This window comes from Brevibacterium sp. FME37 (assembly GCF_014897485.1).
Taxonomy (GTDB): domain Bacteria; phylum Actinomycetota; class Actinomycetes; order Actinomycetales; family Brevibacteriaceae; genus Brevibacterium.
In genome coordinates, this window is the sequence record NZ_JABUYE010000010.1 from 25,439 (window position 1) to 51,900 (window position 26,462).

The 26,462-nt window shown below is 62.9% G+C and carries 30 protein-coding genes; 11 read left to right on the plus strand and 19 right to left on the minus strand.

Annotated elements, in window-relative coordinates; genetic code table 11:
- Nucleotides 1-62 precede the first annotated feature (62 nt).
- Nucleotides 63-1,109 (plus strand): HNH endonuclease family protein, encoded by a 1,047-nt coding sequence (locus INT29_RS12530; protein ID WP_193071832.1) that lies wholly within the window; start codon nucleotides 63-65, stop codon nucleotides 1,107-1,109.
- Between the two features lie 42 nt (nucleotides 1,110-1,151).
- Here INT29_RS12530 and INT29_RS12535 read toward each other — a convergent pair whose 3' ends face one another.
- Nucleotides 1,152-1,661, minus strand: coding sequence for a PaaI family thioesterase (locus INT29_RS12535; protein WP_193071833.1), 510 nt, complete (start codon nucleotides 1,659-1,661; stop codon nucleotides 1,152-1,154).
- A 1-nt stretch (nucleotide 1,662) separates the two neighbouring features.
- The gene (locus tag INT29_RS12540; RefSeq protein ID WP_193071834.1) at nucleotides 1,663-2,097 is read right to left on the minus strand and encodes a PaaI family thioesterase; all 435 of its coding nucleotides are present in this window, start codon (nucleotides 2,095-2,097) and stop codon (nucleotides 1,663-1,665) included.
- 123 nt (nucleotides 2,098-2,220) lie between these two features.
- Between INT29_RS12540 and INT29_RS12545 the strand changes: the two genes are divergently transcribed.
- Nucleotides 2,221-2,703 (plus strand): winged helix-turn-helix transcriptional regulator, encoded by a 483-nt coding sequence (locus INT29_RS12545; protein WP_193071835.1) that lies wholly within the window; start codon nucleotides 2,221-2,223, stop codon nucleotides 2,701-2,703.
- Here INT29_RS12545 and INT29_RS12550 read toward each other — a convergent pair.
- Nucleotides 2,675-3,571 carry a LysR family transcriptional regulator gene (locus tag INT29_RS12550; RefSeq protein ID WP_193071836.1) on the minus strand — a complete coding sequence of 299 codons (897 nt, stop codon included), beginning with the start codon at nucleotides 3,569-3,571 and terminating at the stop codon, nucleotides 2,675-2,677. The two genes, INT29_RS12545 and INT29_RS12550, sit on opposite strands and share 29 nt — an antisense overlap.
- A 95-nt stretch (nucleotides 3,572-3,666) precedes the next feature.
- Between INT29_RS12550 and INT29_RS12555 the strand changes: the two genes are divergently transcribed.
- The gene (locus INT29_RS12555; RefSeq protein WP_101573680.1) at nucleotides 3,667-3,891 is read left to right on the plus strand and encodes a hypothetical protein; all 225 of its coding nucleotides are present in this window, start codon (nucleotides 3,667-3,669) and stop codon (nucleotides 3,889-3,891) included.
- A gap of 38 nt (nucleotides 3,892-3,929) precedes the next feature.
- On the opposite strand, the gene INT29_RS12560 is transcribed toward INT29_RS12555, so the two are convergent.
- The 3 genes from INT29_RS12560 to INT29_RS12570 form a co-directional block, all read right to left on the minus strand.
- A complete protein-coding gene (locus INT29_RS12560) occupies nucleotides 3,930-5,123 on the minus strand; it encodes a calcium:proton antiporter (protein ID WP_193071837.1) in 1,194 nt (397 codons plus the stop codon).
- Between the two features lie 201 nt (nucleotides 5,124-5,324).
- Nucleotides 5,325-6,920, minus strand: coding sequence for a benzoylformate decarboxylase (gene mdlC / locus INT29_RS12565; protein WP_193071838.1), 1,596 nt, complete (start codon nucleotides 6,918-6,920; stop codon nucleotides 5,325-5,327).
- 116 nt (nucleotides 6,921-7,036) lie between these two features.
- Nucleotides 7,037-7,387: an ArsR/SmtB family transcription factor gene (locus INT29_RS12570; protein WP_413463162.1), complete on the minus strand. Its 351-nt coding sequence runs from the start codon at nucleotides 7,385-7,387 to the stop codon at nucleotides 7,037-7,039.
- Between the two features lie 120 nt (nucleotides 7,388-7,507).
- Here INT29_RS12570 and arsB point away from each other — a divergent pair, with 120 nt between their 5' ends.
- Genes arsB through INT29_RS12585 form a run of 3 tightly spaced genes read left to right on the plus strand, consistent with a single transcriptional unit; the run spans nucleotide 7,508 to nucleotide 10,558 of the window.
- A complete protein-coding gene (arsB, locus tag INT29_RS12575; protein WP_193071840.1) occupies nucleotides 7,508-8,623 on the plus strand; it encodes an ACR3 family arsenite efflux transporter in 1,116 nt (371 codons plus the stop codon).
- Nucleotides 8,620-9,078 carry an arsenate reductase ArsC gene (locus tag INT29_RS12580; protein ID WP_101573690.1) on the plus strand — a complete coding sequence of 153 codons (459 nt, stop codon included), beginning with the start codon at nucleotides 8,620-8,622 and terminating at the stop codon, nucleotides 9,076-9,078. Before arsB ends, INT29_RS12580 begins: the two co-directional genes overlap by 4 nt.
- Entirely contained in the window at nucleotides 9,071-10,558 is a 1,488-nt protein-coding gene (locus INT29_RS12585; RefSeq protein WP_193071841.1) for a flavoprotein, read from the plus strand. The genes INT29_RS12580 and INT29_RS12585 overlap by 8 nt, the downstream gene beginning before the upstream one ends.
- A 51-nt stretch (nucleotides 10,559-10,609) precedes the next feature.
- Here INT29_RS12585 and INT29_RS12590 read toward each other — a convergent pair whose 3' ends face one another.
- Nucleotides 10,610-11,248 (minus strand): isochorismatase family protein, encoded by a 639-nt coding sequence (locus tag INT29_RS12590; RefSeq protein ID WP_101573694.1) that lies wholly within the window; start codon nucleotides 11,246-11,248, stop codon nucleotides 10,610-10,612.
- Between the two features lie 141 nt (nucleotides 11,249-11,389).
- On the opposite strand from INT29_RS12590, the gene INT29_RS12595 reads away from it, so the two are divergent.
- Entirely contained in the window at nucleotides 11,390-12,346 is a 957-nt protein-coding gene (locus tag INT29_RS12595; RefSeq protein ID WP_193071842.1) for a GlxA family transcriptional regulator, read from the plus strand.
- A 36-nt stretch (nucleotides 12,347-12,382) separates the two neighbouring features.
- On the opposite strand, the gene INT29_RS12600 is transcribed toward INT29_RS12595, so the two are convergent.
- Nucleotides 12,383-12,874: a MarR family winged helix-turn-helix transcriptional regulator gene (locus tag INT29_RS12600; RefSeq protein ID WP_193071843.1), complete on the minus strand. Its 492-nt coding sequence runs from the start codon at nucleotides 12,872-12,874 to the stop codon at nucleotides 12,383-12,385.
- Nucleotides 12,875-13,024: 150 nt separating this feature from the next.
- Between INT29_RS12600 and INT29_RS12605 the strand changes: the two genes are divergently transcribed.
- Nucleotides 13,025-13,729: a hypothetical protein gene (locus INT29_RS12605; protein WP_226841962.1), complete on the plus strand. Its 705-nt coding sequence runs from the start codon at nucleotides 13,025-13,027 to the stop codon at nucleotides 13,727-13,729.
- On the plus strand, nucleotides 13,726-14,535 hold the full coding sequence (locus INT29_RS12610) for an SGNH/GDSL hydrolase family protein (RefSeq protein WP_193071844.1): 810 nt from the start codon (nucleotides 13,726-13,728) through the stop codon (nucleotides 14,533-14,535). The genes INT29_RS12605 and INT29_RS12610 overlap by 4 nt, the downstream gene beginning before the upstream one ends.
- 85 nt (nucleotides 14,536-14,620) lie before the next feature.
- On the opposite strand, the gene INT29_RS12615 is transcribed toward INT29_RS12610, so the two are convergent.
- The 4 genes from INT29_RS12615 to INT29_RS12630 form a co-directional block, all read right to left on the minus strand.
- The gene (locus tag INT29_RS12615) at nucleotides 14,621-15,130 is read right to left on the minus strand and encodes a DoxX family protein (RefSeq protein WP_101573704.1); all 510 of its coding nucleotides are present in this window, start codon (nucleotides 15,128-15,130) and stop codon (nucleotides 14,621-14,623) included.
- 144 nt (nucleotides 15,131-15,274) lie between these two features.
- Nucleotides 15,275-15,907, minus strand: a complete 633-nt coding sequence (locus tag INT29_RS12620; RefSeq protein WP_193071845.1) for a DUF2867 domain-containing protein — start codon at nucleotides 15,905-15,907, stop codon at nucleotides 15,275-15,277.
- A complete protein-coding gene (locus INT29_RS12625) occupies nucleotides 15,904-17,772 on the minus strand; it encodes an amidohydrolase family protein (RefSeq protein WP_180959034.1) in 1,869 nt (622 codons plus the stop codon). The genes INT29_RS12620 and INT29_RS12625 overlap by 4 nt, the downstream gene beginning before the upstream one ends.
- Nucleotides 17,762-18,322, minus strand: coding sequence for a TetR/AcrR family transcriptional regulator (locus tag INT29_RS12630; RefSeq protein ID WP_193071846.1), 561 nt, complete (start codon nucleotides 18,320-18,322; stop codon nucleotides 17,762-17,764). The genes INT29_RS12625 and INT29_RS12630 overlap by 11 nt, the downstream gene beginning before the upstream one ends.
- Before the next feature lie 194 nt (nucleotides 18,323-18,516).
- On the opposite strand from INT29_RS12630, the gene INT29_RS12635 reads away from it, so the two are divergent.
- Nucleotides 18,517-19,623 carry a hypothetical protein gene (locus INT29_RS12635; RefSeq protein ID WP_193071847.1) on the plus strand — a complete coding sequence of 369 codons (1,107 nt, stop codon included), beginning with the start codon at nucleotides 18,517-18,519 and terminating at the stop codon, nucleotides 19,621-19,623.
- On the opposite strand, the gene INT29_RS12640 is transcribed toward INT29_RS12635, so the two are convergent.
- The 3 genes from INT29_RS12640 to INT29_RS12650 all read right to left on the minus strand — a co-directional run bounded on the left by INT29_RS12640 (nucleotide 19,611) and on the right by INT29_RS12650 (nucleotide 21,893).
- Nucleotides 19,611-20,177: an NADPH-dependent FMN reductase gene (locus INT29_RS12640; protein WP_193071848.1), complete on the minus strand. Its 567-nt coding sequence runs from the start codon at nucleotides 20,175-20,177 to the stop codon at nucleotides 19,611-19,613. The two genes, INT29_RS12635 and INT29_RS12640, sit on opposite strands and share 13 nt — an antisense overlap.
- A complete protein-coding gene (locus tag INT29_RS12645; protein WP_226841966.1) occupies nucleotides 20,174-21,382 on the minus strand; it encodes an LLM class flavin-dependent oxidoreductase in 1,209 nt (402 codons plus the stop codon). The genes INT29_RS12640 and INT29_RS12645 overlap by 4 nt, the downstream gene beginning before the upstream one ends.
- A gap of 61 nt (nucleotides 21,383-21,443) precedes the next feature.
- Nucleotides 21,444-21,893: a MarR family winged helix-turn-helix transcriptional regulator gene (locus INT29_RS12650; protein WP_193071849.1), complete on the minus strand. Its 450-nt coding sequence runs from the start codon at nucleotides 21,891-21,893 to the stop codon at nucleotides 21,444-21,446.
- A 136-nt stretch (nucleotides 21,894-22,029) separates the two neighbouring features.
- Here INT29_RS12650 and INT29_RS12655 point away from each other — a divergent pair, with 136 nt between their 5' ends.
- Nucleotides 22,030-23,493 carry an FAD-dependent monooxygenase gene (locus tag INT29_RS12655; protein WP_193071850.1) on the plus strand — a complete coding sequence of 488 codons (1,464 nt, stop codon included), beginning with the start codon at nucleotides 22,030-22,032 and terminating at the stop codon, nucleotides 23,491-23,493.
- A gap of 94 nt (nucleotides 23,494-23,587) precedes the next feature.
- On the opposite strand, the gene INT29_RS12660 is transcribed toward INT29_RS12655, so the two are convergent.
- Genes INT29_RS12660 through INT29_RS12675 form a run of 4 tightly spaced genes read right to left on the minus strand, consistent with a single transcriptional unit; the run spans nucleotide 23,588 to nucleotide 26,136 of the window.
- A complete protein-coding gene (locus INT29_RS12660; protein WP_193071851.1) occupies nucleotides 23,588-24,094 on the minus strand; it encodes a hypothetical protein in 507 nt (168 codons plus the stop codon).
- 26 nt (nucleotides 24,095-24,120) lie between these two features.
- Complete coding sequence (locus INT29_RS12665; protein ID WP_193071852.1) at nucleotides 24,121-24,873, minus strand: ABC transporter permease; 753 nt, start codon at nucleotides 24,871-24,873, stop codon at nucleotides 24,121-24,123.
- Nucleotides 24,870-25,589, minus strand: coding sequence for an ABC transporter ATP-binding protein (locus tag INT29_RS12670; protein WP_319020897.1), 720 nt, complete (start codon nucleotides 25,587-25,589; stop codon nucleotides 24,870-24,872). The genes INT29_RS12665 and INT29_RS12670 overlap by 4 nt, the downstream gene beginning before the upstream one ends.
- Before the next feature lies 1 nt (nucleotide 25,590).
- A complete protein-coding gene (locus tag INT29_RS12675) occupies nucleotides 25,591-26,136 on the minus strand; it encodes a TetR/AcrR family transcriptional regulator (protein ID WP_193071854.1) in 546 nt (181 codons plus the stop codon).
- Nucleotides 26,137-26,462: the final 326 nt, after the last annotated feature.

A 26,462-nucleotide genomic window follows, 5' to 3' on the forward strand; every position in this document is an offset into this window, starting at 1 on the left:
CGATGACCTGCGCAGACGCTACTCGCAGCACTCGAGTTTGGGCAGTATCCCTTCTGGCCATAGTGGCCGTCATTGTTCTTGCGCTGCTTTCCGGGTGCGCGGGCGGCAGTACGGGGCAGGTCGTCGGCGGCGAAGTGGCATGGTCGACCGGTGGAGGAGGCGCCGCCGCCGATTCCGACCCGGTGCCCTCACGACCTGCAGCCTCGGCGGCACCAGCCCCTGGGCATCGACCGCACGGCGGCGACTCAGAAGTACCCGCGAGTTCGGGCCCTGATGTCTCGGCACAGAATGAGGCGAAGCCCACAGCAGGCGATGAAGACAACAGCGATTCTCCCCGGCAGAGTGCAGGCACCGCAGAGATGGGCGCGGCACGGTCGATGCTCGATAAGCTGGAGGTCAAGGGCAAGGACCATCGAACCGGTTACGACCCGCAGCTCTTCGACTGGTCTGCAGACGTCGATGGCAACGGCTGCGATACACGCAACGATGCGCTCAGGCGCGACCTCAGGAGCCTTCAGATCGAGGCCGGGACGAAGGGGTGCGTTGCCACCGCCGGTGACCTCGAGGACAAATACTTGGGCAAGGCATACGGCTTCGAGCGCGGATCGACCAATGTCGACATCGACTACATCGTATCCGGTTCCAACGCCTGGCAGACCGGGGCGGCAGCCATGTCCACCGAGCAGCTGCGGGAGTTCGGAAACGACCCGCTCAACCTGCTGACCGTGAGCGCAGACCTTATTCGACAGAAGGGTGGCGGAGACGCGGCCGCATGGCTGCCACCGAATGAGTCCTTCCAATGCGAATACGTCTCTCGCCAAATCGCGGTCAAGCACAAGTACGGACTGTGGGTGGCCGCCGCTGAAAAGGGTGCCATGGAAGCCGTGCTCGACACCTGCGCAGATCAGCCTGCCTTCACCAGTGAAGTGAGTTGGCCGAAACCGGGCGAGAGCGTGAAGGCTGAACCGACCGCGGAGGAGTCCACGCAGCAGTCATCGCCACAGCCCTCCGGTGCGCCCTCGGGAACCGACTCGACGGAGCGCTCAGCAAATCCGGCCGATGACGACGCAGACGCCTCCACCAGGGATCGGACTGCCGGCGCTGGCTGACACCCACCCGCGCCGACTGACTCGCACCCGTAGATCCGGGCGCTACTTGGCTGAGAGTGGGAAGATGAGCAGGCTGCCGGAGGCAGTGGCGACGGTCTTGCCTTTATTGTCAACGACCTCACCCTCGGCGAAAGCGACGCGGCGACCGCCCTTGGTGACGTGGCCGGTGCAGACCAGAGGCCCGCTGTCTTTGGAGACCGGGCGCAGATAGTTCACCTTGATCTCGATCGAGGTGTAGCCGGTGCCCTTGGGCAGGGTCGTGTGAACGGCGCAGCCGAGTGCCGAGTCGAGCAGGGTGCAGACCAGGCCGCCATGGACCATGCCGATCGGATTGTAATGGGATTCATCGGGATGACAGTGGAAGGTGATTGTGCCTTCATCCACCTCGGCGATCTGCATTCCGATGTGCGCGCCGATGGGGGCTCCGGGGACCTCGCCGCTGGCCATCTTGCGCAGGAAATCGATGCCGTCCATCGTCGGCAACAGTGACAGCCCCTGCGAGGTATCTGTCCAGGTCACTGTGGTTTCGCGAGTGCTTGAATCGGTGCTCATCTCAGTTGGCCTCCTTCGGCAGCGGGACGTTCTGCAGGCGCAGCTGACCTCGGGCCAGAACCTTGTCCGATGAGGTGTCGGTGATGATGACCTCCCACAGCTGCTGAGAGCGGCCCTGGTGCAGTGCGGAGCCCGCGACGGCGACGCGGGCACCGGTGGTCGGGCGCAGGAAATCGGTGGCGTTGTGGACGCCGACGGCGAACTCGCCGCGCTCGGACACGGCATGGCTGGCTCCGATGCTTCCGGCGCTCTCCACCATCGTTGTGTAGACGCCGCCATGGACGACGCCCCACGGCGTGAGATGGTCTGCCCCCAGGTCGGCATGGCCGTGGACGCTTGTGTTCGTGACTTCATCGATGATGAGCCCCGAGGTGGCGACGAAGCGGCTGGCTGTCTCGAGCGAGACGTCCGGGACGGTTCCTGATGGTGCGTTCATGCGTTCTCCTTTGAGCTGATTGAAATGGCCGGGAGGTCGTAGGAAAAGCTGGCTAAGTAATTTGAAGTTAGCCTATGCTGGAGCGACAGGTCAACTGCAGAAGAGGCGAGGAAGGGAGCACCCATGGACTGGCTGGACTTCGACACCGCAGGATGCTCGATCCAGAAGACACTCGATGTCATCGGGGAGAAGTGGACCGTGCTCATCCTCCGTGAAGCGTTCAATGGAGTGCGCCGGTTCGACCAGATCCGGGACCATGTCGGTGTCTCCGATCCGGTGCTCTCCTACAGGTTGCGCAAGCTCGTCAAAGCCGGAGTCCTCGCGACCACGCCCTATCGCGAACCTGGGAGGCGGGCACGCAACGAATACCGGCTCACGTCCAAGGGGCTCGATCTCTATCCGGTGATGATCTCGCTGCTGCGCTGGGGTGACGAGCACTGCACTGACACCGATGGGCCGCCGCTCGAAGTGGTCCACCGAGACTGTGGTGAACCGGTGCGAGCTGTCGTCGAATGCGCGGCCGGGCACTCTCTTGCCTCGCCGAAGGAAGCTCTCGCTTCACCCACATCGGCGGCGACTATGCGGTCTGTGCCCGTGCGCGGATGAGAGTCTCCGCAGTGCGCACGTAGGGGTAATGATGCACCGCCTCCCGCGTCTGCAGGACGATCCGGCGCCGAGGTGTCGGATCGACCAGTGGCACCGCTGTGACTCCGTTCGGTAGGTCTCGAATCGCCAGCGAGGGCAGGGCTGAGACCCCGACCCCGGCGGCGACCATGGCCAGGACCGCGTAGTGGTCATCGGAGCCCGCCGCAAAGCTGGGTTCATAGCCGGCCGCATTGCACGCCCGTGAGACGATGAGAGCTGCCGGTGAGTTGCTGATGTCGGCGTCGACCCACGCTTCGTCGCTGAGCTGAGACATCGAAACCGCCTCGGCGTCGGCCAGACGATGATCGGAGGCGACGACGAGTTGGTAGCCCTCTTCGGTCAGGACCTGCCGGCGGAATCCTGGAATCGTCCTTGGAGGCAGAGAAGGCTCTTCCGAATGGATCTCAAGATCGTGCGGACTCCAGTCCTCGGCATCCGTCGCGGGACTGAGGCTGATCTCGAACTGCACCGTGGGGAATTCGGAGACGACCGAGGAGACGATGGTGGGTATCCATTCCTTCGCCGCCGAGGAGAAGCAACCGATTTCGAGTCTTGGTCGCGGGCCTCGACGCAGGTCATCGAGCGTGGCTTCGAGGCGTTGCAGGCTGGAGAAGACTTCACCGGATTCCTCGGCCAGGCGCACCCCGACGGGAGTCGGCGCGATTCCCCGCCCGTTCCGCTCGTAGAGGGGCAGGCCCACGTCCTTCTGCAGCCGGATGATGTGCTGGCTGATCGTCGCCGGAGTGTATCGGAGATTGGCCGCGGCCTGCTGGACGGAGCCGCTGGCGACCACGGCTCTCCAGATCGCGAGTCGGTGGGTGTCGAGCATGCAATTGATTATAAGGCTGATTGTATGGCAATTACTGACAGACATATGAAAACAGTTGCTTGTGCTTGATTGTTGCTCAGAGAGACGATGAGGGCATGTGGATAATTCCGGTGCTGTTTCTCGCCTGCGGGTACGCAGCAGTTCTCTTCGGCATGGGTCGTTTCCTCCAGCCCTCCCATGACCGGCTGAGACTGAAGCGACTGGACAACCCTGCCCTCATTCAGACTCTGGCTCGAGGCTGGGCCGCCCTGACCTCGAACGGCAGCCTCGAACGCATCACCGACGAACTCGCTGTGCGTCGACGCGGGCCACTCGGCTGAAAAGGCCTCGCCGCGGTCCTCGGCCTGCTCATGCTCTCTCAGGAGAAGAGCGTGATTCCGAAGATCGCGAACAGGACGAGGTGTGCCGCACCATGGACGGCGTTGATCCTCTTCCCCGCGAATGCCGTCACCGATACCAGTAGAGTGACGGCGAAGAGCAACAGGTTTGCCGGCGACTCCGCGAGCACGATCGGCTGATCGGTGATCAGCCCGATTAGCAGCACCGTCGGAATCGTCAGCCCCACCGTTGACACCTGCGCCCCGTGGCACAGATTGCTCACCCGCTGGATCTCGCCGTTCCATGCTGCCCGCAGCGAGGTGATCGTCTCCGGGAGGAAGACGATGAGTGCGATGACAACCCCCGACAGGGCCACCGGAGCGCCGAGACGGCCCAGCCCATCATCGAGCAGTGACGCCATATCGTGGCTGAGCAGGACGATCGGCGTGACCGTGGCGATGAGCAGGGCCAAGCGCACGATGATCTCGGTGCGGTGGGTGGAGATGATCTCGACGATGCCCTGTTTCGGCGCAGTCTCGACGGCAGCCGAAACGGACTCAGGGGCCACCTCGGCGCCCGTCGTACTGGCCACCTCGGCGGATTTGGTCACTCGCGGATCGACCTCATAGAAGTCCGCGGCCTGAGCGCCCATCTGACGAAACAGGAAGAAGGCGTAGATGCCGATCGTGATGACGATGATCGGGATCTCCTGCCACGCCTCGTAGCTGCCGTTCGTGCCGATCAGGGCCGGCAGGGCGAAGGCGAGGGCGGCGAAGACGATGATGAGCGATAGGTAGGTCGAGACGCCCGTGCGGTTGTGGGCGAGACTGCCATGTCGCAGACCCGCCACCAGCAGGCACAGGCCGATGACGGCATTGAGGATGATCATCGATACGGCCATCACCGAGTCTCGGCCGATCGTCGCATGCTCGCCAGGGCCCAGGAGGACAGCGGCGATGAGGACGACCTCGATGAGCACGATCGAGAGTGTGAGGACGAGGGAGCCATAGGGATCGCCGAGGCGACGAACCAGGTGCTCGGCCTCATGGACGACTCCGAAGGCGCAGATGAGGATGACGCCGACGATGATGGCCAAGGCGGTGACGAGAAGTGGTCCCGGAACAGGTGGAGCCAACAGCGGGCCCGCGAAGAGGAGTGCGGCGAAGGCACCCCAGCCGAGGACGAGGCGAACGATGGCAGTAGGAGTGAGAATGCTGCGAATGGCGGCAGTCATGACGGGCATTCCTGTTCTTCGAGGCCGTCCTCATCGTGACTGATTGCGTTCGGGTCGTCCCGAACGTTTCTTGCCGGTGGTGCTCACTCTCAGGATATCGAGACCGGTGCGCGGAAACAAAGTTCGCTGGCGATCCCACTGCCCTGCTCTGCCTCGTCCTGGGTCTGGCGCGTCACCCACAGTCTCGCGACAAAGCAGTCCCTACACGATCGAGGCGTCGATGAGCACCGGGCCCGATCCCTTGAGTGCCTCCCGATAGGCAGCGTCGAACTCGGCGCGGGTGGACGTGCGCTTTGCCGGGACACCGTAGCCGTGTGCCAGGGAGACGAAGTCGATGCCGCCCAGCGCCAGACCGGGAACCTTGGGTACGCCCATGCGCTGGGCAAAGCCGGCCAGGGCGCCGTATCCGGAGTTGTTGATGATGACGAATACCGTTCGCGTCTGCAGTTGGGCGGCGGTGTGCAGTGCGGTGATGCCGTAGTTGGCCGAGCCGTCGCCGACGGTGGCGACAATGGTCTTCTCCGGTGCCGCGATCGACATTCCCACGGCCACGGGCAGCCCGAATCCCAGGCCGCCAGAGGCTGGGAAGCTGTACATTCCGGGCCGGTCGATGGCGACCCGCTCAAGATAGTCCAGGTCCAGGGTGGTGGTCTCGTTGACGTAGGACACCGAATCGTTGACGTACTCGTTGAGCACCTCGAGAATCTCCTGACCGGTCATTCCCTCCGCCGAGGTGGGGGCCGGGTTCATGATGCGTGACCCGCGCTCACCGCGTCGGGTGCCACGATCGGCGATCTGTGCCGCAAGCGTGGCCGTGGTGCTGGCGACATCGGTGATGACGGCCTTGCCGAACGGTGCCCGAGTGGCCTCGCGCGGATCCTGAGTGATCTGGATGACCTCGGTGCCGGGAGTCAGATAGTTCGACGGCTCCCACCGGTGATACCTGAAAACGGCGGCACCCAGCACCAGGACCACGTCATGGTCGGCCAGCTGATCACGCACGGACTGGATCCCGGGGACCAGGACGCCTTCGAAGTTCGGGTGGGTCGTCGGGAAGGGGCACCGGGTGGGAGACGGTGCAATGTAGACAGAGGCGTCGAGTTTCTCCGCCAGCAATGTCACGTCCTCCATGACGCTCGGATCGGCGACAGCGGCGGCATCGACTTGCGGCCCGACCACTAGGGCAGGCCGCTGTGCTCCGTCAAGCGAGGCGAGCAGCTCTCGCTGCAGCTGCGGACCGAGGCCGCGTCCGATTGACACCGATCGCGCCGGCAGCAGGTCATCGTCCTCGAGTGCTTCTTCGTCCCAATCGTCTAAGGGGACCGACACATACACGGGTCCGCTGGGCTGTGTGACTGCCTCGAAGGCAGCTTGGGACAGGGTTCGGGGGACGTCGGCGGCCGAGAGCGGCTCATGGGAATACTTCACCAGCGGTGTCGGCAGTGTGGCGGCATCCGTGCTGGCCAGCATCGCTTCTTGGCCGACGGTGCGGCGGACCTGCTGGCCTGCGAGGATGACCAGCGGAACGTGGCCGTAATGAGCATTGGTCAGTGCCCCCATTCCATTGCCGGAGCCGGATGCGGCATGCAGATTCACCAGAACCGGACGTCCTGTCACCCGCGCGAAGCCTTCGGCCATGCCGACGACGACCTGCTCGTGCAGGCCGAGGACGAATCGGAAGTCATCGCCGAGCCCCGCGAGGAATGGCAGTTCGTTCGATCCCGGATTTCCGAATATCGTCGTCATTCCGTGGCTGCGGAAGACGTCCAGGCTGGCCTGAAGGACAGTCTTGGTCATTGACCTATCTGCTTTCGTCGGGGGAGTGGTGCTGGGCTTCGAGCGCGCTGATGCTCAGAGCGATCTAAGTCCCTTTTCGGAGCGTACCCCGAACCGGTGGAGCGCGGCCCATCGTCTTACGCAGGGGTAAGAAACGCTGTGATGCGCTCGAGGGTCTCGGCCGCCAGCGAGTAATACGACCAGATTCCCCGCTTCTCGCGGTGGAGGACACCGGCATCGACGAGGATCTTCAGGTGGTGGGAGACCGTGGGTTGGCCGAGACCGACCGGATCGATGAGATCGCACGCGCAGGCCTCATTGCCCTCGTGGGCGGCGACTAGGGAGACCAGGCGCAGGCGAGTCGGATCGGCCAGGGCCTTGAGGATCCGTGCGAAGTCCCGTGCCTGATCCTCGTCCAAGGGTTCGCCGGTCAGCGTCGTGCAGCAGGCCGCCGAGGCGGGTGCGGGCAATGTCTGTTCAGTGGTCACTACTCCATTATGCCTATACATTGACAGTTGTCGATATGTAGTGTTTAGATTCATATCGATAACCTTCGATGTATATGACAGAGCGAACCCTGCCGTGAGCAGATTCGCTCGAGGAGTCCGATGAGTACCCCCGCGACCGCCACCACCAGCGAACCAGCCCAGGTCAAACTGTCGACACTCGACCGTTTCCTGCCCGTGTGGATCATCGCCGCGATGATTCTCGGGCTGCTTCTCGGCCGCCTCGTGCCCGGACTCGCGGCCGCACTCGATTCGGTGAAAGTCGCCGATGTGTCATTGCCGATCGCCCTGGGGCTGTTGGTGATGATGTACCCGGTGCTGGCGAAGGTCCGCTACAACGAGACCGGTCGGGTGCTGACCGATAAGAAGCTGATGATCACGTCTCTGCTCATCAACTGGTTGGCCGCACCTGCCTTCATGTTCGCCCTCGCCTGGTTCTTCCTGCCCGATCTTCCCGAATATCGGACGGGACTGATCATCGTCGGCCTCGCCCGCTGCATCGCCATGGTCTTCATCTGGAACGACCTCGCCTGCGGTGACCGTGAAGCCGCGGCTGTCCTCGTTGCCATCAACTCCGTGTTCCAGGTCCTCGCCTTCGGCATCCTCGGCTGGTTCTACCTGCAGTGGCTGCCGAACCTGCTCGGGCTGCCGACGACGAGCGGCGAATTCTCCTTCTGGGCAATCACTCTCAGCGTCCTCGTCTTCCTCGGCATCCCACTGCTGGCTGGCTTCCTGACCCGCACCATCGGCGAGAAGGCCAAAGGCCGAACCTGGTACGAAGACCGGTTCCTGCCTAAGATCGGACCGTTTGCACTCTACGGACTGCTGTTCACCATCGTCCTACTCTTCGCCTTCCAGGGTGATGAGATCACCTCGAACCCCTTGGACGTCGCGCGCATCGCCCTGCCTCTGCTCATCTACTTCACCATCGTCTTCGCCGCCGGAATGGTCGTCGGGCATGCCCTGAAGCTCGGATACGAGAAGACGACAACTTTGGCCTTCACCGCCGCGGGCAACAACTTCGAACTCGCCATCGCCGTGGCCATCGGCACCTACGGGGTCGCCTCGGGGCAGGCCCTGGCCGGAGTCGTCGGCCCACTCATCGAAGTCCCCATCCTCGTCGCCCTCGTCTACGTGGCCCTGTGGTCACGCAAACGATTCTTCCCAGAATCCACCTCAAACCAGTTGTCCTCGAACCGACAGGATCCGCGCCCATGACAACGACAGCGCCGAAACCCACCGTCCTCTTCGTCTGCGTCCACAATGCGGGCCGCTCGCAGATGGCGGCCGGGTTTCTCCGCGAGCTCGGAGGCGACCAGGTCGAGGTCCGCTCGGCAGGCAGTGAGCCGGCGAATCAGCTCAACCCGACCGCCGCCGAGGCGATGGCTGAGGTGGGCATCGACATCACCGACCAGCAACCGAAGGTGCTCACCCCGGACACCGTGAAGACCTCGGATGTGGTGATCACCATGGGCTGCGGCGACGCCTGTCCCATCTTCCCCGGCAAGCGGTACGAAGACTGGGCCCTCGATGACCCCGCAGGACAGGGAATCGAGGCAGTGCGGATCATCCGCGACGATATCCGCGCCCGCATCGAAGCGCTGCTGTCCAGCCTGTCAATCTCCAGCGCTTCTGGGCACGACGCACCTCCAGAGGGGACGACTCATGACTGACACCACCACAGGCGAACTCCCGGTTGCCGTCATCGGTGCCGGGCCGGTTGGTCTCGCTGCCGCAGCGCACGTCATCGCTCGCGAAATGGAACCGCTCGTCTTCGAGGCAGGCGCGACACCTGCTGCAGCTGTCAGTGCGTGGGGCCACATCGGTCTCTTCTCGCCGTGGAAGTACAACATCGACCAGGCCGCCCGAGCACTGCTCGAACCGACAGGATGGGTGGAGCCCGACGGCGACTCTCTGCCGACAGGAGCTGAACTCGTCACCGACTACCTCGCTCCACTGGCCGCGACCCCACAGCTGAGCGGCGCTATTCGCACGCATTCGCGGGTCATCGCAGTCAGCCGTGTCGGCAAGGACCGCACCCGCACCCCAGGTCGCGGCGATACCCCATTCCTCGTTCGCAGTCAGAACGAGGGTGGGGAGATCGAGGACCACTTCGTTCGCGCCGTCATCGACGCCTCCGGCACCTGGGAGACCCCGAATCCGCTGGGCCAAGCAGGACTGCCGGCACTCGGTGAAGATGAGGCCCGCGAGGCCGGGCTCGTCACCTCACCGCTGCCCGATGTCCTCGGCCGGGACCGTGCGCAGTTCGCCGGTCGGCACACGCTTGTCGTTGGGGCCGGTCACTCGGCGGCCAACACTCTGCTGGCTTTGGGCGAGCTCCGCGAAGCCGAACCTTCCACTCGCATCAGCTGGGTAATGCGCGGGTCCGACCCTGCCGACGTCTACGGCGGTGGAGACCAAGACGGACTCCCAGCACGCGGAGCACTGGGTACCCGCCTGCGCCACCTCGTCGAGACCGGACACATCGAGGTCCATACCTCGGTGACCATCACGGGGCTGGGCACTACGGACCGGAGCGCCACCTCGGCGCCCACCATCAGGCACGAGGCCACAGGTTCAGACACGGCGATTGAACTCGCCGTCAGCGGTGCCACTCCTGCCGGCGCGGTCTCTCTCGATGTTGACCGCGTGGTTCCGACGACCGGTTTTCGTCCGGATCTCAGCTTCCTCCGCGAGATCCGGCTCGACCTCGACCCGATCGTCGAGGCGCCCACCGGTTTGGGGCCACTCATCGATCCGGAACACCATAGCTGTGGAACCGTCGAACCGCACGGAGCCCGTCTCCTGGCTCACCCGGAGGAAGACTTCTACATCGCAGGCATGAAGTCCTACGGTCGCGCGCCGACGTTCCTCATGGCCACCGGTTACGAGCAAGTTCGCTCGATCGTCGCCGCCATCGCCGGCGATCAGGAAGCAGCCGACTCAGTCGAGCTTGTGCTTCCCGAAACCGGGGTGTGCTCGGCCGACATCGGCTCCTCGTGCGACACCCCCGTCTCCGACGACACCACCGGCTGCGACGACACCGCGGATACCACCGGCTGCTGTGCGCCAGCACCCTCGCCGCAGCCCGTCACTATCGGAATCTCGACCGGACTGGCACATGGACGCTCCGCCGGACGGGCATCGGACTGATCCTGGTTCCCGGTATCGTCTCAGGATACGCGTGCTCTGCCCCTGAGCAGCTCAGTTCTGTCCAGCCTTCTGCGCACCGGTGGCTGCCGAACTGCCCAGGTCTCCCTTTGGCAGTGCGACCTGAGACGTCAGCGCCTTAGTCCAAGCATCCGTGGTTGCGACGGAGGCCCAGTTCGAATGCAGGAGCGCCATCAGCGTTGTGTGCACGGTCTTCGCATCGGCGAAGCCGGCATCGTTGGCGATATTGATGGCACCGGTCGCATCCGAGAGCACCTCCGTGGTGAATCCGAGAACCTCAGCCCCCGCCGCAGAGGAGAGGATGCAGTTATTGGTCATATAGCCGACCAGCGTCACAGTGTCGACGTCCTTCTCGCGCAGCCACGCCTCCAGATCGGTGTCCGCATAGACAGAGCCGTACTCTTTGACCACTGACTTCCAGGACTCGGACCGTCGGCGTTCGACCTCGGGGTGGAGTGCGTATCCGGGCTCGTTCGGGTTGAAGACCGGTGCGTCGGTGCCCATGGTGTGCTGGAAGACGGCGACCGGGATGTCGGCGGCAACAGCAGCATCGATGGCCGCAGTGATCTTGGGCAGTGACTGCTCATGGCTCGGGTACTGGATCTCCAGCAGGCCGTCGAAGTACTGCTGCTGCACATCGACGAGGACAAGGGCGCGGCGAGGCGTAGACATATCGGATCTCCAAGGGTGTCGTGAGTGAGGATGTGGCGCGTATCTGCGGCACATCTCCAGTGTGCGAGCTTCACCCGAGCACCACCAGTAGCACGAATGCTCATCTACGATGGAATTACGCCAATCTGGAGGAGTTCCACCGTGCGCATCGCCATCTACGCTTTCACCGGCATCACCATGTTCCACCTGTCCGTGCCGCAGATGGTCTTTGACGAGGTCGCGCGGCAAGGGCTCGCCCCCTGGCAGACCATCCTGTTCTCCGAGGATTCCGGTCCGATTGCGACGGCGGAGGGGTACCAGATCACCGGTGTGAGTGGACCCGAAGTGGCATCCGACGCCGAGGTTGTCGTTGTTCCATCCTGGTACGACGATGGTCGCCCGGCTGGGCAGGACCTGCGTCGGCTGCTTGTGGCAAGGCATGACCGGGGTGCGACCATTGCGGGCCTCTGCCTGGGCACATTTCCCATCGCAGACGCGGGTCTGCTTGCCGGCCGTAAGGCGGTGACGCACTGGCAGGGTTTCGACCAGCTCACCCGGAGACACCCGGACCTGGAGATCGATGATTCCGTCCTCTACATCGATCACGGCGATGTCATCACTTCGGCGGGCACCGCCTCGGCGCTGGATGCCTGCCTTCATATGGTGCGCACACGTCTGGGGGCCGCGGCAGCCAACCAGGTGGCGCGCAGTCTGGTGATCGCGCCCCACCGAGATGGGGGCCAGGCACAGTACATCCAACGGCCGCTGCCGGAACAGCCCGACGATGATCCGATCTCTGCGGTTCTCGACTGGGCCGTGAACCACCTCGACGAATCACTGTCTGTTGAGTGCCTCGCCGCGGTCGCGCACATGAGTGTGCGGACATTCATCCGAAGCTTTCGGTCCTCGACGGGTGCCACGCCTGCATCGTGGGTGCGAATGCGCCGCCTCGACGAGGCCAGAAGGGCACTGGAGACCACGAGTCTGTCGATCGATCAGATCGCCGTGAACTGTGGGTTCGGCAGTGTGGTGACTTTGCGGCAGAACTTTGCCGCGGCGTTTCAGACCACTCCTACGGAGTATCGACGTCGCTTCGAGGCCCGACCTGCGACTACTTAGGCGCAGCCGATTCCGCGATTGAGTCTGTCGGGGCTGCTACCGATGCGATTGGCGATACCCGGGAAGGACGTCGGGGGTGAGCTCGTGACTTTTAGCGATCTTGCCAAGCAGGGCGGCCAGGTGCTCCCGTTCTGCGTTGGTCAGTGCGCTCGTGATCTCTGCCTCGTGGGCTGCGCCGATCGTTCGCATCCTGCGCATGACCTTTTTTCCCTCAGTGGTAAGCCGAAGCTCATAGGTGCGGCGGTCACGTGCGCTGCGCTCGCGACTGACCAGTTCCTTTTTTTGGAGGTCATCGATCAGGACGACCACCCGGCTGGGAACCACCCCGAGTATGTCGGCGAGAGCTTGCTGGCTCAATCCTTCTTCGGCGGCGATGACGCGAAGAATTCCGACGTCTCCAGGCTGCAGCTCCAGTTCCTCTAGCCGAAGTGCGAAACGGTTGGCGGAATAGATGCCCACCTGGGATAGGAGGAATGCGACGCGCTGTGAGGCGTCACGCTGCTGAGGTTGTTTCGAGTCATTGGTCACGCAATAATACTAGCGCACATGAATCATTCTGTGCTATGAATGGTTCATGGCAAAGATGCAATGTGTATCTGGACGCTCTGTTCTCGCCACCGGAGCAGCGACCAATCGCTGGAGATCGCCGGTACGGTTCGAATCTGACAGGAGAAAATCATGCTCACCGCGACAGAAAGTGGGCGGCGACCGAAGGTTGGCCCGCCGCTACCTCCAATTGCGATCGCCACGGTCGCACTCTTCATGGCCTCACTGATCCTCCCGACAGTTCTCGCCAAGGGAGCTACATTCCCCTCGCCGTACGGTGACGCCGACATCGTTGTTGGCTACTTCCAGAACAACCCAACCCCTGTTCTCATCACGGCCCTACTCCAATTCGCTGCTTCGATCCCGCTGGTCATCTTCACCGCCACAGCATCGGTACGGCTCAATCACCTTGGCGTCCGCGTGCCCGGACCCACCATCGGCCTCGTGGGTGGGATCCTTTCCGCCGCCTTGCTGCAAATGTCGGCCTTGCTCACCTGGACTCTGACTCGACCCGAAATCCTTGAGCATGCAGAACTCATCCGGGTCCTCCACGACCTCGCTTTCATCACCGGCGGTCCCGGTTTCATCGTCCCCAGTGGCCTCCTCATCGCGGGGATCGCCGTACCTGGTCTGATCGCCGGCCTGCTCCCTCGTTGGTTGGCTTGGGCAGGCCTGGTGATAGCCGGACTGGCAATGATCGCGCTTCTTGCCATTGCATTCCCGGCGCTGTCGATTCTATTGCCCATCGTCCGCTTGCCGACCCTGGCTTGGCTTGTGATCACAGCCTTCCAGCTGCCAAGCAAACGCAATTCCGTGGCACGAAAGGACACACCATGACAAACTCTGCACTGCTTGAGAAACTTGTCCGCTTCCAGCAACCAGAGAAAGTGCTGCCCTACGCCAGAGATCTGAGTGCGAGAACGGTGGCAGCGATCTTCGGAACCGACGAAGGAGACTACCGCCGGGCCCGCGAGGAACTCGATCGCCAGCGAAATGCAGCTGTTCAGCGACTCGAACCGCTGCTGGTTCCGCTCCTCGGCGCCCTTCCGTTCCAGCCTGGTGCCCACCTGGCAGCGATCGGCGAAAGCAGCACCGCGGATCGGCTCTCCTGGTTCGAGATTCTCCGCTCCCTTCTCGAGGCGCATCGCCCCGATCTGCAATTGCGTTTCACGAACTTTGCCGTCCCCGGTGCCACCACCACAGAGGCTCTCTCTGCCTTGCCTGCGGTTCAGCGGCAGGCACCCGATTGGGTCTTCTGCAAGCTCGGTACCAACGACTCTCAGCGCCTCGGGGGACCTGCCGGGACCATGCTGGTGAGCCAGGGTGAGACCCTGCGCAATCTTGCAGAGATTCGCCGACTGTCACTGCCTGATGGCAAAGGAACGTGGGTGTGGGTCACGCCGACGCTCGTCGACGAATCTCGCATCGCGTCCTTTCCTCACTTCGCGGCTGCCGGGATCACCTGGACGAACGCTGACCTTGACGACCTGACCAAGAGGTTGCCGACAGGCAGTGATGTGGTCGTCAACGGCTCTGCGGCTGCATCCGAAGCTGCGCCGAATGCTTTCGGCGAGGACGGGATCCACCCCACAATCACCACTCACGAAGTTCTGTGCACACAAATTCTGCAGGCTCTGACCTAGTAGACGAGCGGCTCTCTTGATCTGTGTGAAGGACTCTGCGACCTTGCCGGGTGACCCGACTCCCAGTCAGTCGACGGGATTCGCGTTAGTCGGCGGAATTCGCGGTAGCCGAACTCTGAGGCACGGCATTGCGCTTCCCTCTGGCCGTCGACTCCTTGGCCTTCGACCCCTTCTTCCGCTTGAGCAGGAACCGGTCGACGCTGAGGCGTCCCGGTCCCATAGCGGCCAGCAGAAGGGCGCCTGCTGCCAGGGCTGCCACGAGTTCCCAGCCGCCCTGGTCGACGAATGGCACGGGCACCAGGTGCACGAGGACCAGCGCTCCGATGAGGTTGGCCGCCAGCAGGATCCCGACGATCGGCGTCAGAGCGCCGAGGATGAGCAGCGCTCCGCCGATGAGTTCGACGAACGTCGCGAACGGTGCAGCGATGTCCGGCAGCGGCACACCCATCTGAGCGAAGGACTGCGTGGTTCCGGCAACGGTCCACTCATTGAACTTCTGCCAACCGTGGGCGATGAAGATGACGCCGAGGGCGATCCTGGCGATGACGGTGATGATGTCGCGGGCGAAGGTCGGGAATCCAGTCGTGGCGTACACAGCGATCTCCAAAGTTGATTGAAAGTGCAACTACATAATATTCGCTGCGTTTGGCAGGGAGCTGGCAACAGCCTCACTTGCCGCATGGGACAATCGCGAGTCGACGTGGACGAGGCCACTGGCAAAGCCCTGGGCGAAGCGGATCTATTGCCGGTGCTTCCACTGTCGCAGCATTGCGGGATAGACGAGCAGATGACGAAACGGTTTGATGGCGGACATATAGGCCGTTCCTAGCCACCCGTTCGGTTTGACGAGAACGGCCATCTGACCGCGATATCCCTCGCCATCGCGGACCCAGCTCAGATGCATGACTCCGTGCATGGTCCGATTGGCTATCTCGGCTGCGAACTCATTGTCGAGGAGGTACAGCGGCGAGAACGGGGCGTGAGGAAAAACCGGCCCGCGAGGCCCATCACGCAGGTCCCCAGGCAGTCGCTCACGCAGCGACTCCGTCCAATCAGCGCTCCCACTGTCCTCGGTATCCCAGCCCAAGGCACGGCCGAGCCTATGCCGAACCGTCCACAGAAAGCGCACCATCAACGGGTGGTCTTTCCCATGGTGGGATCCGCCGACGTATGACATCAGAGTGTCGAAATCATCTGCTGTGCCCGTGAAGGGGAGAGCCCAAACGTCCTCGACATGGAAATCGGGGGCGATCGCGTGGACCCGCCAATCGCGATCGAAATGTTCCTCGCGGGGGATTCGACCAACACGTGGCCCCCGACCAGCTCGTGGCCCCCGACCAACTCGTGGCCCCCGACCAACTCGTGTGCTCATGATCCAGTTCCTTCCGTTTCCTGGGGCGGGGGAGGGGAGTTGTACATTCTAGTGATCGTTGTGCCTTCGTCGAGGTGAGCCGCAATCAGTGATCCATCGCCGAGGTCCGAGTTGAGCTGGGCCGACCACCAACGCCGCCACCGTGGCATTACCATCGTGGCCGAACCTGCTTGGTCGGCCTTGGTCACCTCGAATTCGCTGGCTTTGAGTGCGCCCCGACCGGTCGTGCCGATGGCGATGAAATTCAGGGATTGGCCGTCCGCGGACATGGATGTCGCCAGATCGAAGAACATCCCTTGCAGCCAATGACTGCCGCGCAGTGGGTAGGTATGGGCGACCTCGGAGCCGTCAAAATTCCCTGTGAGTTCGATTTGGCCTCCGGAGCGACGTGCGATCAGGTCCGTGCCTTGTTCGGGGATTTGGCACGTCCACTCCAGGGTGGACAGCGTTGGTTCCGAGCGAAGTGTTTCGACGCGCCGCACGGCACTCGATACTGGGTCGGTGTAGGTGATGGTGCGTGTGCCGTCGGTGGCGAAAGTCGTGGCATCGACCTCGATGACGACCGTCTCGTCGAAGGCACTTCCGGAGGTGTCGAGGAAACGGGTAGCAGGGTGGGCCGGCACGACGAATTCGGAGAGTTCGATGCGTTGTCTGCCTGCGGGACTGTGCACGATCCGTCCGTTCTGAATGACGAGGGCGATATCCGTGCTCGCGTCGATGTTGTCCAGCGGATCGGCATTGAGTAGGACAAGGTCCGCGACCGCTCCGACGTCGATGCGTCCTCGGTCGTCGAGCCCGAGCAGGTCCGCACCGTTACGTGTGGCCGCACGGATCGCTGCTGCGGGTGGGAGGCCCGCATCGACGAGGAGTCGCAGCTCCTCATGCAGGGCACCCGGCGACATGGCTCCGGCCATGCTGTCGGTGCCAGCCACGACCTGGACCCCAGCTTCGTAGGCCCGCCGCAGATTGGCATTGGCGGTGGCCAGGTACGCGTCCCCGGTCTCATTGCGGACCAGATCCTCAATGACCAGCGTTGATACCAACGGCACACCGGACTCAGCCCAGCGGCGAAGGAACTCATCGTCCCTGATGTCCTCCTCGATGACCCCGTGTTCGATGCTGTCGATGCCCAGGGCCAGCAGTGCGGCGACATCGTCCTGGTAGTGAGTGTGCGCACTGATCTTCAGGCCCAGGGAGTGGGCTTCATCGAGCACAGCCCGGGTGGCCTCGTCGCTGAGCCTGTTCAGGCGGTCGCCGAATTCCGCATAGCCCCCACCCTGGACAACGATCTTGATAAGGTCGACATCCTGGGCGTGGAGAGAGCGGACCGCCGATCTGGCTTGGTCTGCATTGTCGACGCCGCGAACCATGTGCTTCTGCAGCCACGGGTTATCGCGGCAGACCGTGACCTCTGGATGTCCACCGGGGGCCGTCAGTGCAGGGCCGGCGATGACCATACGCGGACCGGGCCGCTTGGCGCTGCCGCTGCGTTTCCGCAATCGTGCGATCTGCGGCAGAGGATCGGCCATCATCCGCACCGAGGTCACTCCGTTGTGCAGCAGATCCCGCAGCGTCTGCGTGTGACGGCGCGAACGCAGATATGCGCCGAGGTTGCTGCGGACTCCGAGGTAGTCGATGTGGAGATGAGCATCGATGAGTCCGGGAATCAGAGTCTTGCCTGCAGCGTCGATAACCTGCGCCTCGGAGGGGGCATGAGGATTGGTGGTCACGTCATGATCGGTGATCGTCGAGGTGATTCGTCCTCCTTCGACGAGAACATCGGTGACATGCCCAGAGTCATCATCCCCGATCACCTGGGCCCCGCGAATGAGAATGGCCCGCTCTCTGCTCAGATCAGGAGACATCGTCGCCGCCGAAGAGCAGTGCAGTGGAGGCAGCATCGACCTGAGCCGAATTGAGCTGCCCGTGATCAACGGTGGCGAAGTGTGCGCCGATTGCCGCGTAGAACGCGAGACTGCTGCGGGCTTCAACGTCGATGGGATCCGTGCAGACGGTTCCGATCGCCTCGCGCAGAAGGTCGATCCGCTGACGGTCCACGCGGTGAAGTCGTTGGGCGACGTCCGGGTCGCGGCGGCTCCACTCGCGGATGGCCAGTTCAATCGGAAAGAGATCGCTGGCGAAGGTGAGGTCTCGCGCGCGCAGTGCTCGTGAGATCGGATCTCCGGCTTCGTACTCCAGCTGGGCCAAAACGTCAGCGGCGGCGCGCTGTTCCCACGTGTCGAGCATGGCGTGCAGAAGGTCATTGCGGTCGGCGAAGAAACCATAGAAGCCGCCCTTGGTGACTCCGAGATCTTTGGCCAAGACCTCGATTCGGACCGCCTCAGGGCCACCTGTGGCAAGTGCCTGCAGCCCGGTGTCGATCCAGCTCGCTCTTGGCGTGCGTGCTCTCGCCATGGTTCCTCCGTTCAGTCGGGAATACTCTTGACACCAAAATATACGGGTGCGTATATTTCTTTTGTTGGTGTAACTATACGCTGGCGCATAGAAGATTGGAAGACACAGAAATGGTCAAACTCAACGCGGGTAGCCGCCCGCCCCCAAGTAGGGGGGATCCGCACAGACGTGATCCGGCGGGTCGTAGGTGGGCAGTGCTGGCCCTGGGCTGGTCGGTGATCTACTTGAGTCTCGGAATCGCCTGGGCGGCAGGGGCGCCGCTCTATCCCTATGGCCGTCATTGGGATTCGAGTCCGGTTCCGGTCTCGCTGCTCGACGCCGTATCGGCACCGACGGGTCTCTCAATCATCATCGGTGCGACGACCCTGGTCCTGCTTGCTCTACTGTGGCTGTTGAACTCCGCGCGAGGTGCGGCGCCGGCAAGGGTCGCCACCGGCGTGATTCTCAGCTATTGCTTCGGACTCGTGCTCGTCGGAGACTACAGGCCGCTGATGGTGGTCGCGAGAGTCCCGGTGTTCGTGGTCTCGCGTATCTTCTTTCACTCCGCTGAAGGCCAGGTGGGATTCGGTGAGTTCTTGACAGCCATGTTCAGCATCCCCGCGATTCATGGGTTCTGGCAGCTCGGCGGAATCCTGCTCGCGCTGATGGCCCTCGGCGAATTCTGGCGGCGGGTCCGCGGCGGATGCCCGGTCTGCGGTCGGTCGCCGGAATTGTCGTGGTGGACGACTCGCAGGGGCGCGAGACGGTGGGGCCTCATCGCGACGATCATCGCAGTGATCTGCCCGTTGCCGTACGCGGTGACCAGGTATCTGCTGCTCTTCGGTGTCCCAGCCGATGGGATCAGTCGGGCTCAGATCCAGCAGGGCAACATCGATGCGCCCGGAATCTGGATCTTCGGTGCCGGACTGTCCACCTTCGGCCTCCTCGGTGCAGTTCTGACTCTGGGGCTGGTCCAGCGGTGGGGTGAACGATGGCCGTTCTTGGTGCCGTTGCTGCGGGGCCGAGCGATCAATCCGCTGGTGGCGATCATTCCCGCTGGCTTCATCTCCCTGCTGTGGCCAGGATCATCGTTGATGTTCGTGCGAGTCAATGTGCAGAAGACGATCGAAGCCGGCAGCGAGACAGCAGGCGGACTCGCTCACCTGCTGCTGTCGCCGATGAATCTGTGGATCGTGTGGGGCTTTGCACTCGCAGGGGCCACACTTGCCTATTGGCTTCGCCGTCGCCCAGACTGCGCTGTCTGCCATCGCGGCCAGCAGCCGATGCGGGGGATCTGGCAGTCCGCAGCTCAGAACCCGTAGGCGGCGTCCTTGGCTTCTCGGATCGAAGCGTAGGTCTGCGTGAGGACGAGGGTGTCTTCGACGAGCCTGTCGAGGCGGGCGATGACCTCGTCGTTGACGATCTGATTGCGCAGCAGGTCCTTGCCCTCGACGAACACATACGGGTGGACGACCTGAGCCTTCATGTACGTCAGAATCGGCTGCAGCTGCTGTTGGGGGACGAGGTAGTGCCTGGCCGAGCCTGCTGTCGCGACCATGGCCACGACCTTGTCCCGGAAGGCGCCCGTCGGCAGCAGGTCGAAGATGTTCTTCAGCGTTGCCGGAATTGAAGCCTGGAAGATCGGGGTGCCGATGATGATCGCATCGGCACCCATGAGTGCCTGGGTGACGCGAGCGGTGTCACCGGTGTATTCGGTGTAGTTGCGGCCGTCGCTGAAGACCATGTCGACCTCGGCGAGGTCGATGAGGGTGGCCTCGACATCTGGGTCTTGGGCCATCACCGTCTGGGTGACGTGTTCCATGACGGTGCGTGTCTTCGTGCCGACATTCGAGCCGGAGATGGCGACGAGCTTCATCGGGAAACCTCCTCTGTGGTCTGCTGGGCCGAGACGCTGTGCTGGGTCGAGGCGCTGGGCTGATTCGAGTTCTCGTTCGTGGCCGTGTACTTCTTCACTGCGGGGATGACTTCCGAGCCGAGGGTCTCGATCTGCTTCATCACCTTCTCGTAGGGCATTCCGCCGAAGTCGATCTGACCGAGATAGCGCTGATGACCGAAGACCTCGTGCTGATGGAGGATCTTCTCCACAATTTGCTGCGGGCTGCCGAGGTTGACGATGCTGTGCGGATCAACGGCCTGGGCGAAGAGCTGCTTGGGCATGCCCTGGCCATTCGTGCGCTTCATTCCCTCGTTGATATGAGGGTAGAGCCCGCGCAGCGCATCCTGTGACGTTTCGGCAACGTGGAGGAACCCGGCGGTCGCAATCGGCAAGGTGGCAGGGTCGAATCCCCGGTGACGAGCTGCCTCACGGTAGGAGTCGACCGTCTGCATGAACGACGAGGTGGTCCCGCCGAGGTGGGCCATGACCATGGGCACTCCGGCCAGCCCGGCCTTGATCGCACTCGTCGGGGCACCGCCCACAGCCCGCCAGATCGGCAGCGGGTCCTGCTCGGGGCGGGGGAGCACCTCGGCGTTGTTCAAAGGTGCACGGAATTGCCCGCTCCAGGTGACCGACTCCTCCCGATTGATCCGATTGAGAAGATCGAACTTCTCCTCGAAGAGTTCCTCGTAGTCGCGCAGATCATAGCCCAGGAGTTCGAAGAGTCCGATCCGCGAGGCGCGGCCGGCGACGAGTTCGGCGCGACCGCCGGAGATGTGATCGATCGTGGAGAAGTTCTCGAACACACGCACCGGATCCGAGGTGCTCAGAATCGTCGAGGTGCTGCCGATGCGAATCGTGCTCGTCGCCTGGGCGATCGCACCGAGGATGACGGCATGGGCTTGAGATGCGAAATACTCCTGATGGCTCTCACCGACGCTGAAGAAATCGAAGCCCGCGTCCTCGGCCGCCTGTGCGTAGCCGATGAACTCGCGGATGCGCTCGCCAGCACCCACCCGAGAACCGTCGGCCGGGTCGGGAAGATGATCGCCGAGGCTGTACATCCCGAACTGCAGTCCCTGACCGGAGGCGAATCCCAGGTGGTCCATCATGTTCGTAGGCTTCGTCTGGTCGGTGGACGCAGTCGGATCGGTGGGCTCGGTTTGGTTGGCGGGTTCGCTCAAATCTATCTCCTCAGAAACTTCTCGTTTGCCACGTCAACTGACAATGGCTACGAGATATTCCCTAGGCCCGATCTTCGCCGTCCTGCCGCCGGCGGCTGTTGTCGTAGAGCTTCTTCATCAGTGCATGCAGTTGCGTCTTCTCCTCCTCGTCGAGGGCCTCGTCGAAGAGTGAGGACTGCTGCTGAAGCTGTGAGGGGAAAGCCCGTTCGAGGAGTTCGGCTCCCTTATCGGTCAGGGTGATGTGTTTGGTCTTCCAGTCCTGAGTTCGGGCGATGAGCCCCTCGGACTCGAGGCGGGAGAGCATCCTGGAGATGCCGCCGCCGGTGACGGTCAGTCCCCGAGCCAGGTCGGTCTGCGTGATCGGCTGAAAATTGCGGATATGTGCCAATGCCTCGAACTGGGCAACAGTGAGACCGAATTGTCGCAGGTGGTCGTTGGAGAGCTGATTGCTGTTCTGGACGAAGCGGGCCATGCGCAGCCAGATCAACGTGGCCAGCGACAGATCTTCCAATGCGCCTCCTGCGATCTCGGGCCGAGCGCCTCGAATGCTCCCTGCCGCTCCTTACCTTATAGTGCACATGGGGGCTTTCGGCAAGGCCCCATGTGCTGCGCACAATGATATTCTGCCTCGAAGGAACGGAACGGCCATGACTGAAGTGATCATCGTAGGAGCAGGGCCCACCGGGCTGATGCTGGCGGCGGAGCTGGCCCTGGCCGGTGTCGACATTGCGCTGCTGGAACGACGTCCGAATCAGGAGCTGATCGGAACACGTGCGCTCGGCCTGCAGGCGCGGACCATCGAAATGCTCGATCAGCGTGGCATCGCTGATCGTTTTCTCGCCGAGGGCCAAGTCGCGCAGGTTCTGGGTTTCGGGACCACACGTCTGAGCATCATCGATTTTCCGTCTCGGCATCCCTACGGATTGGGGCTGCAGCAGCAGCACACCGAACGCTTATTGGCGCAGTGGGTCAGCGAGCTCGGGGTGAGAATCGACTATGGCGTCGAAGTCACCGGATTCGATCAGGACCTCAAAGGAGTCGACGCCAGGCTCTCCGACGGCCGCGAGCTGCGCGCCGAATACCTCGTCGGCTGCGACGGCGGACGCAGCGTCATCCGGAAGATGGCCGGGATCGATTTTCCCGGGTGGGAACCGACCATGAGCAGTCTTATCGCTGAAGTCGAACTTTCCACGGAACCGGAATGGGGTGTCCACCATCACGCGTACGGTACGCAGGCGTTCAGCCAGCTCACGTCCGGCCGTGCCAGCCTCGTGGTCTCGGAGAGAGAGCCGCAGGAGAACTCAGAGCCCACCCTCGAGGACCTGCGCTCTGCACTGAACGATGCCTGGGGCACTGACTTCGGGGCTCACAATCCCAGCACGATCACTCGCTTCACCGACATGGCCCGCCAGGTCTCAGCCTACCGTTCGTCCCGGGTGCTCCTGGCCGGTGACGCGGCGCATGTGCATTCCCCGGTCGGTGGCCAGGGCCTCAACACCGGCGTCCAGGATGCCGTGAACCTGGGGTGGAAGCTCGCCCAGGTCGTCAGGGGAGTCTCGCCTGAGGCCCTTCTCAACACCTATCATTCCGAGCGCCATGCAGTCGGCGCGCGAGTCATCCACCACAACCTGGCACAGACGGCACTGATGCGGATGGAGGATCGCATCCAGGCTCTGACCGAAGTCGTCGACGAGTGGCTGCATATGGACGAACCGCGCAGAACACTCGCCGGGGCGCTGTCCGGACTCGACATCCGATACGAGGCTCGAGCCGATGTCGCCAGTGACGACGCACACCCACTGGTTGGACGACGCGTACCCGACTTGGACCTCCACACCGCAGAGGGAGCGCTTCGAACATACACCCTTCTCCACGGGGGCGATCCGGTGCTGCTCAACCTCGGCGATCCCAGTGATATCGACACCAGCGCGTGGACGGACCGAGTCAAACGTGTCGATGCCCGCTACTACGGTGTCTGGGAACTGCCGGTGATCGGTGAGGTGTCGGCTCCCACCGCCGTGCTCATCCGTCCGGACGGTTACGTGGCATGGGTCGGTCAGGGCTCCGACCATGGAGTCGAGGAAGCGCTGGTGTTCTGGTTCGGTTCCTGAACTGCAGCAGTCACTATTGCCTCCACCTCGGCGGTCAGAGGAGAGCCGGCCGACATCTGTGATGATCGAGCGACTTGCAATCCGGTCACGAGACCTACACTTCATGCTTCGTCGGATACACGGTTGCGAGCAGCACGAGAGAAATTGCGATGAAGGCAACTGCGCTCAGCCCAGCAGACACAGCATGAGCGGTTTCCCATACATCGCGAAAAGCGCTCCAGTCCGAAGGTAGCGTTGTGCTGGTCCAGTTCGTCACCAACGCGTTCACGGGACGGTTGCCGAACCAGTATGCGGCGAGGGTTCCCAGCATGCTGAGCGCAGCGACCATGGTGGCGATCGCAGACACTGTCTTGCGCTGCACGAGCATCACCACTGTCAAAGCAACAGCGGCGATGAGACCGAGCACCTCTGCGATCCCGCCGACAACGGCGAAGCCGCCATAGAAAGTGTGCATGACGTTGAGCCACTCGGCACCGTCGAGACGCCGGCTTCCGGGAGCCTGTAGCACATGGCTGAGGGTCAGGCCGAACACGAGACCGCTGCTGAGCAGGGCGAGCCCATGGAGCAGGCGAATCGTAGCCACTGATGTTCTGCGAGGCATTGTGGGCCCTTCCTTCGGTTTCGGAGTCAGCGATCGAGTTGAAGACGCGACCAGGCCCCACAGGTGAGGGCAGCGAACACGAGGGGAACCGCGAGCGTGAGGCCAAGCTGTGCCGGAGCTACTGCGGCACCATTCGACATAGCCCACAGTGCGGGTGCCGCCAGTGGCAACCAGCCACCAGCTCCTGCCAGGGCTCCGATCTGCGCAATGACGACGAGTGCGATCACGGCGCCGACTGCGGCAAGCAGAGAGCGGGCCGCGGTTGCGACCCAGGCGACCGGGATAGCGATACCTGCAGAGAGCGTCGCGAGAAGGAAAAGTCGTCCGAGTGATGCCCAGGTTCCGGGGTCCGGAGACCCATAGCCGAACGCGAGTCCCAGGACCACGACGCCGATCACGAGGGCGATGCAGACCAGCACCGCCCAGAGTGCGTAGACGGTGAGCTTCGCGAACGCGATCCGACTGCGGCTGATCGGCAATGCGAACAGGCCGGTGATGGTGCCCTCGGCGAACTCGCGGCCGAACATCCAGGACAACACGAACCCGAAGCCGAGAACGCATGCGACAGAGGCGATTTGAGTGGCCCCCGCGAGCAGACCGTCCCAGCCGATAACGCCAGCAGGACCGGCTTTTGCAATCAAGTCCGGGTTCCCGCCGGCCACGCCGGCAGTGATACCGCCGAGGAGGGCGAGCAGTCCGGCGACCACGGCGACGGTGGCGATCGCCCCGACCAGAGAATGAGTCAGCTTCAGGGCTTCGACTCGTATTGCGCCATTCATTGGACAGCCTCAGTGCCATCTCGCTTTTCATCGTCGCGCCGGATGCGCTCGAAGAACACACGCTCGAGATCGTATCCGGCGGCATCGAGTTCGCCGATCAGTCGGCCCGCATTCATCAGAAGCACACGATCCGCGATGCGCACCACCTCGTCGAGGTGGTGACTGCTGATCAGCACCGCTGCACCTGCCCGCGCGCGCCGGATCAGCTGTTCGCGCAGCAGGATCACCGAAGCGGGGTCGAGCCCATTGCTGGGCTCGTCCAGCACGACAAGCCGAGGATCGTGCTGCAGCGCGGCCGCGAGGCCGACCCGTTGCCGATTCCCCAATGAGAGGTGACGGAACCGGCGATGAGCAACCGGATCCAGCCGCCACATCTCGATGGAATCCTGCACACACTCAGGGTCAGCTTGGTGAAGACAGCATGCGATGTGCAGGTTCTTCCGCACAGTCAGTTCCGGGTAGGCCAAGGGCACCTCGATCAGCGCGCCCACATGCGCCCACGAGTCTGCAGGCAGCGCATCCAAAGGTTGTCCGAGAGCGCGGATTGTTCCCTGTTGTGGGCGGAGCATCCCGAGCGCGAGACGCATCAGTGTGGTCTTACCTGCGCCGTTCAAACCGATCAGGGCGACGATCTCGCCGGGCTCGACGGTAAATGTCAGTTCGGTCACGCAAGCACCGCTACGGAACTCGCGGGTAACAGCATCGAAGGTGAGCACGTCATTCACCGCTCAGGACGTCGAAGGCGGAAGCGAGGACGGCACCGAGTGGGGTCTGCTCGGATTGCGCCCAGTCAAGGAGGGCAGCACCCAGTCCGGCGATCGCTGCGGTCGCGGCGACGCGGGCCTGGGTCGCATGCACGCCGCGATCCGTGAGCGCACCCGCAAGGGCGACGACGGTCTCCTGACTATTGCGCTCGATAGCTCCGTCCAGGGTCGGCGTCTGCGCGACGATCCGTAACAGGTCACGCAGCGCCCGTGTGCTCTCGGAATCGATCTGCTTCCACGCCTGCCGGATGCCTTCGACGAGTGCCTGCATCGCAGATTCGTGCTCAGGGCGCGTCCGCACCGCATCAGCCATGAGCGGATCGAAGGGATCGGCGAGAAGCAATGCCTCCTTCGTCGGGAAGTGACGGAACAGCGTCATTTCACTTACCCCTGCGCGCTCCGCGATTTGGGCCGTTGCGGTTGCTTCGTACCCGAATTCGACGAACAGTTTCAACGCCGACTGCTTCAGCGTCTCGTGCGTCCTGTCCCATCGCTTCATACATGTAATGTTAGTCACTAACAATCGCGTCTTCAAGAGAATCGGCATTCATGCGCATGCCCTCGTATTGGGCATGCGGTCTGCCAGATGGTTGCGGACACAGATCCAATATTGGTTTTCCTGAGCTGCGGAGCTGTCTGGCTGGCTCGGAACCAATAATCAGAAGAGAGTTGAAAGAGAGAGTCATTCACCTAGGTGCGCATTATTGTCACGGCATCTCTTCGTCAGGAGATACTGTGGTCGGCGTCGGGCTTCGGCCAATGAACTCTTCGGGCTTATCCGATCCGGTTGCCGAATTGTAGAAGCCAAGATACATGCTGACATCC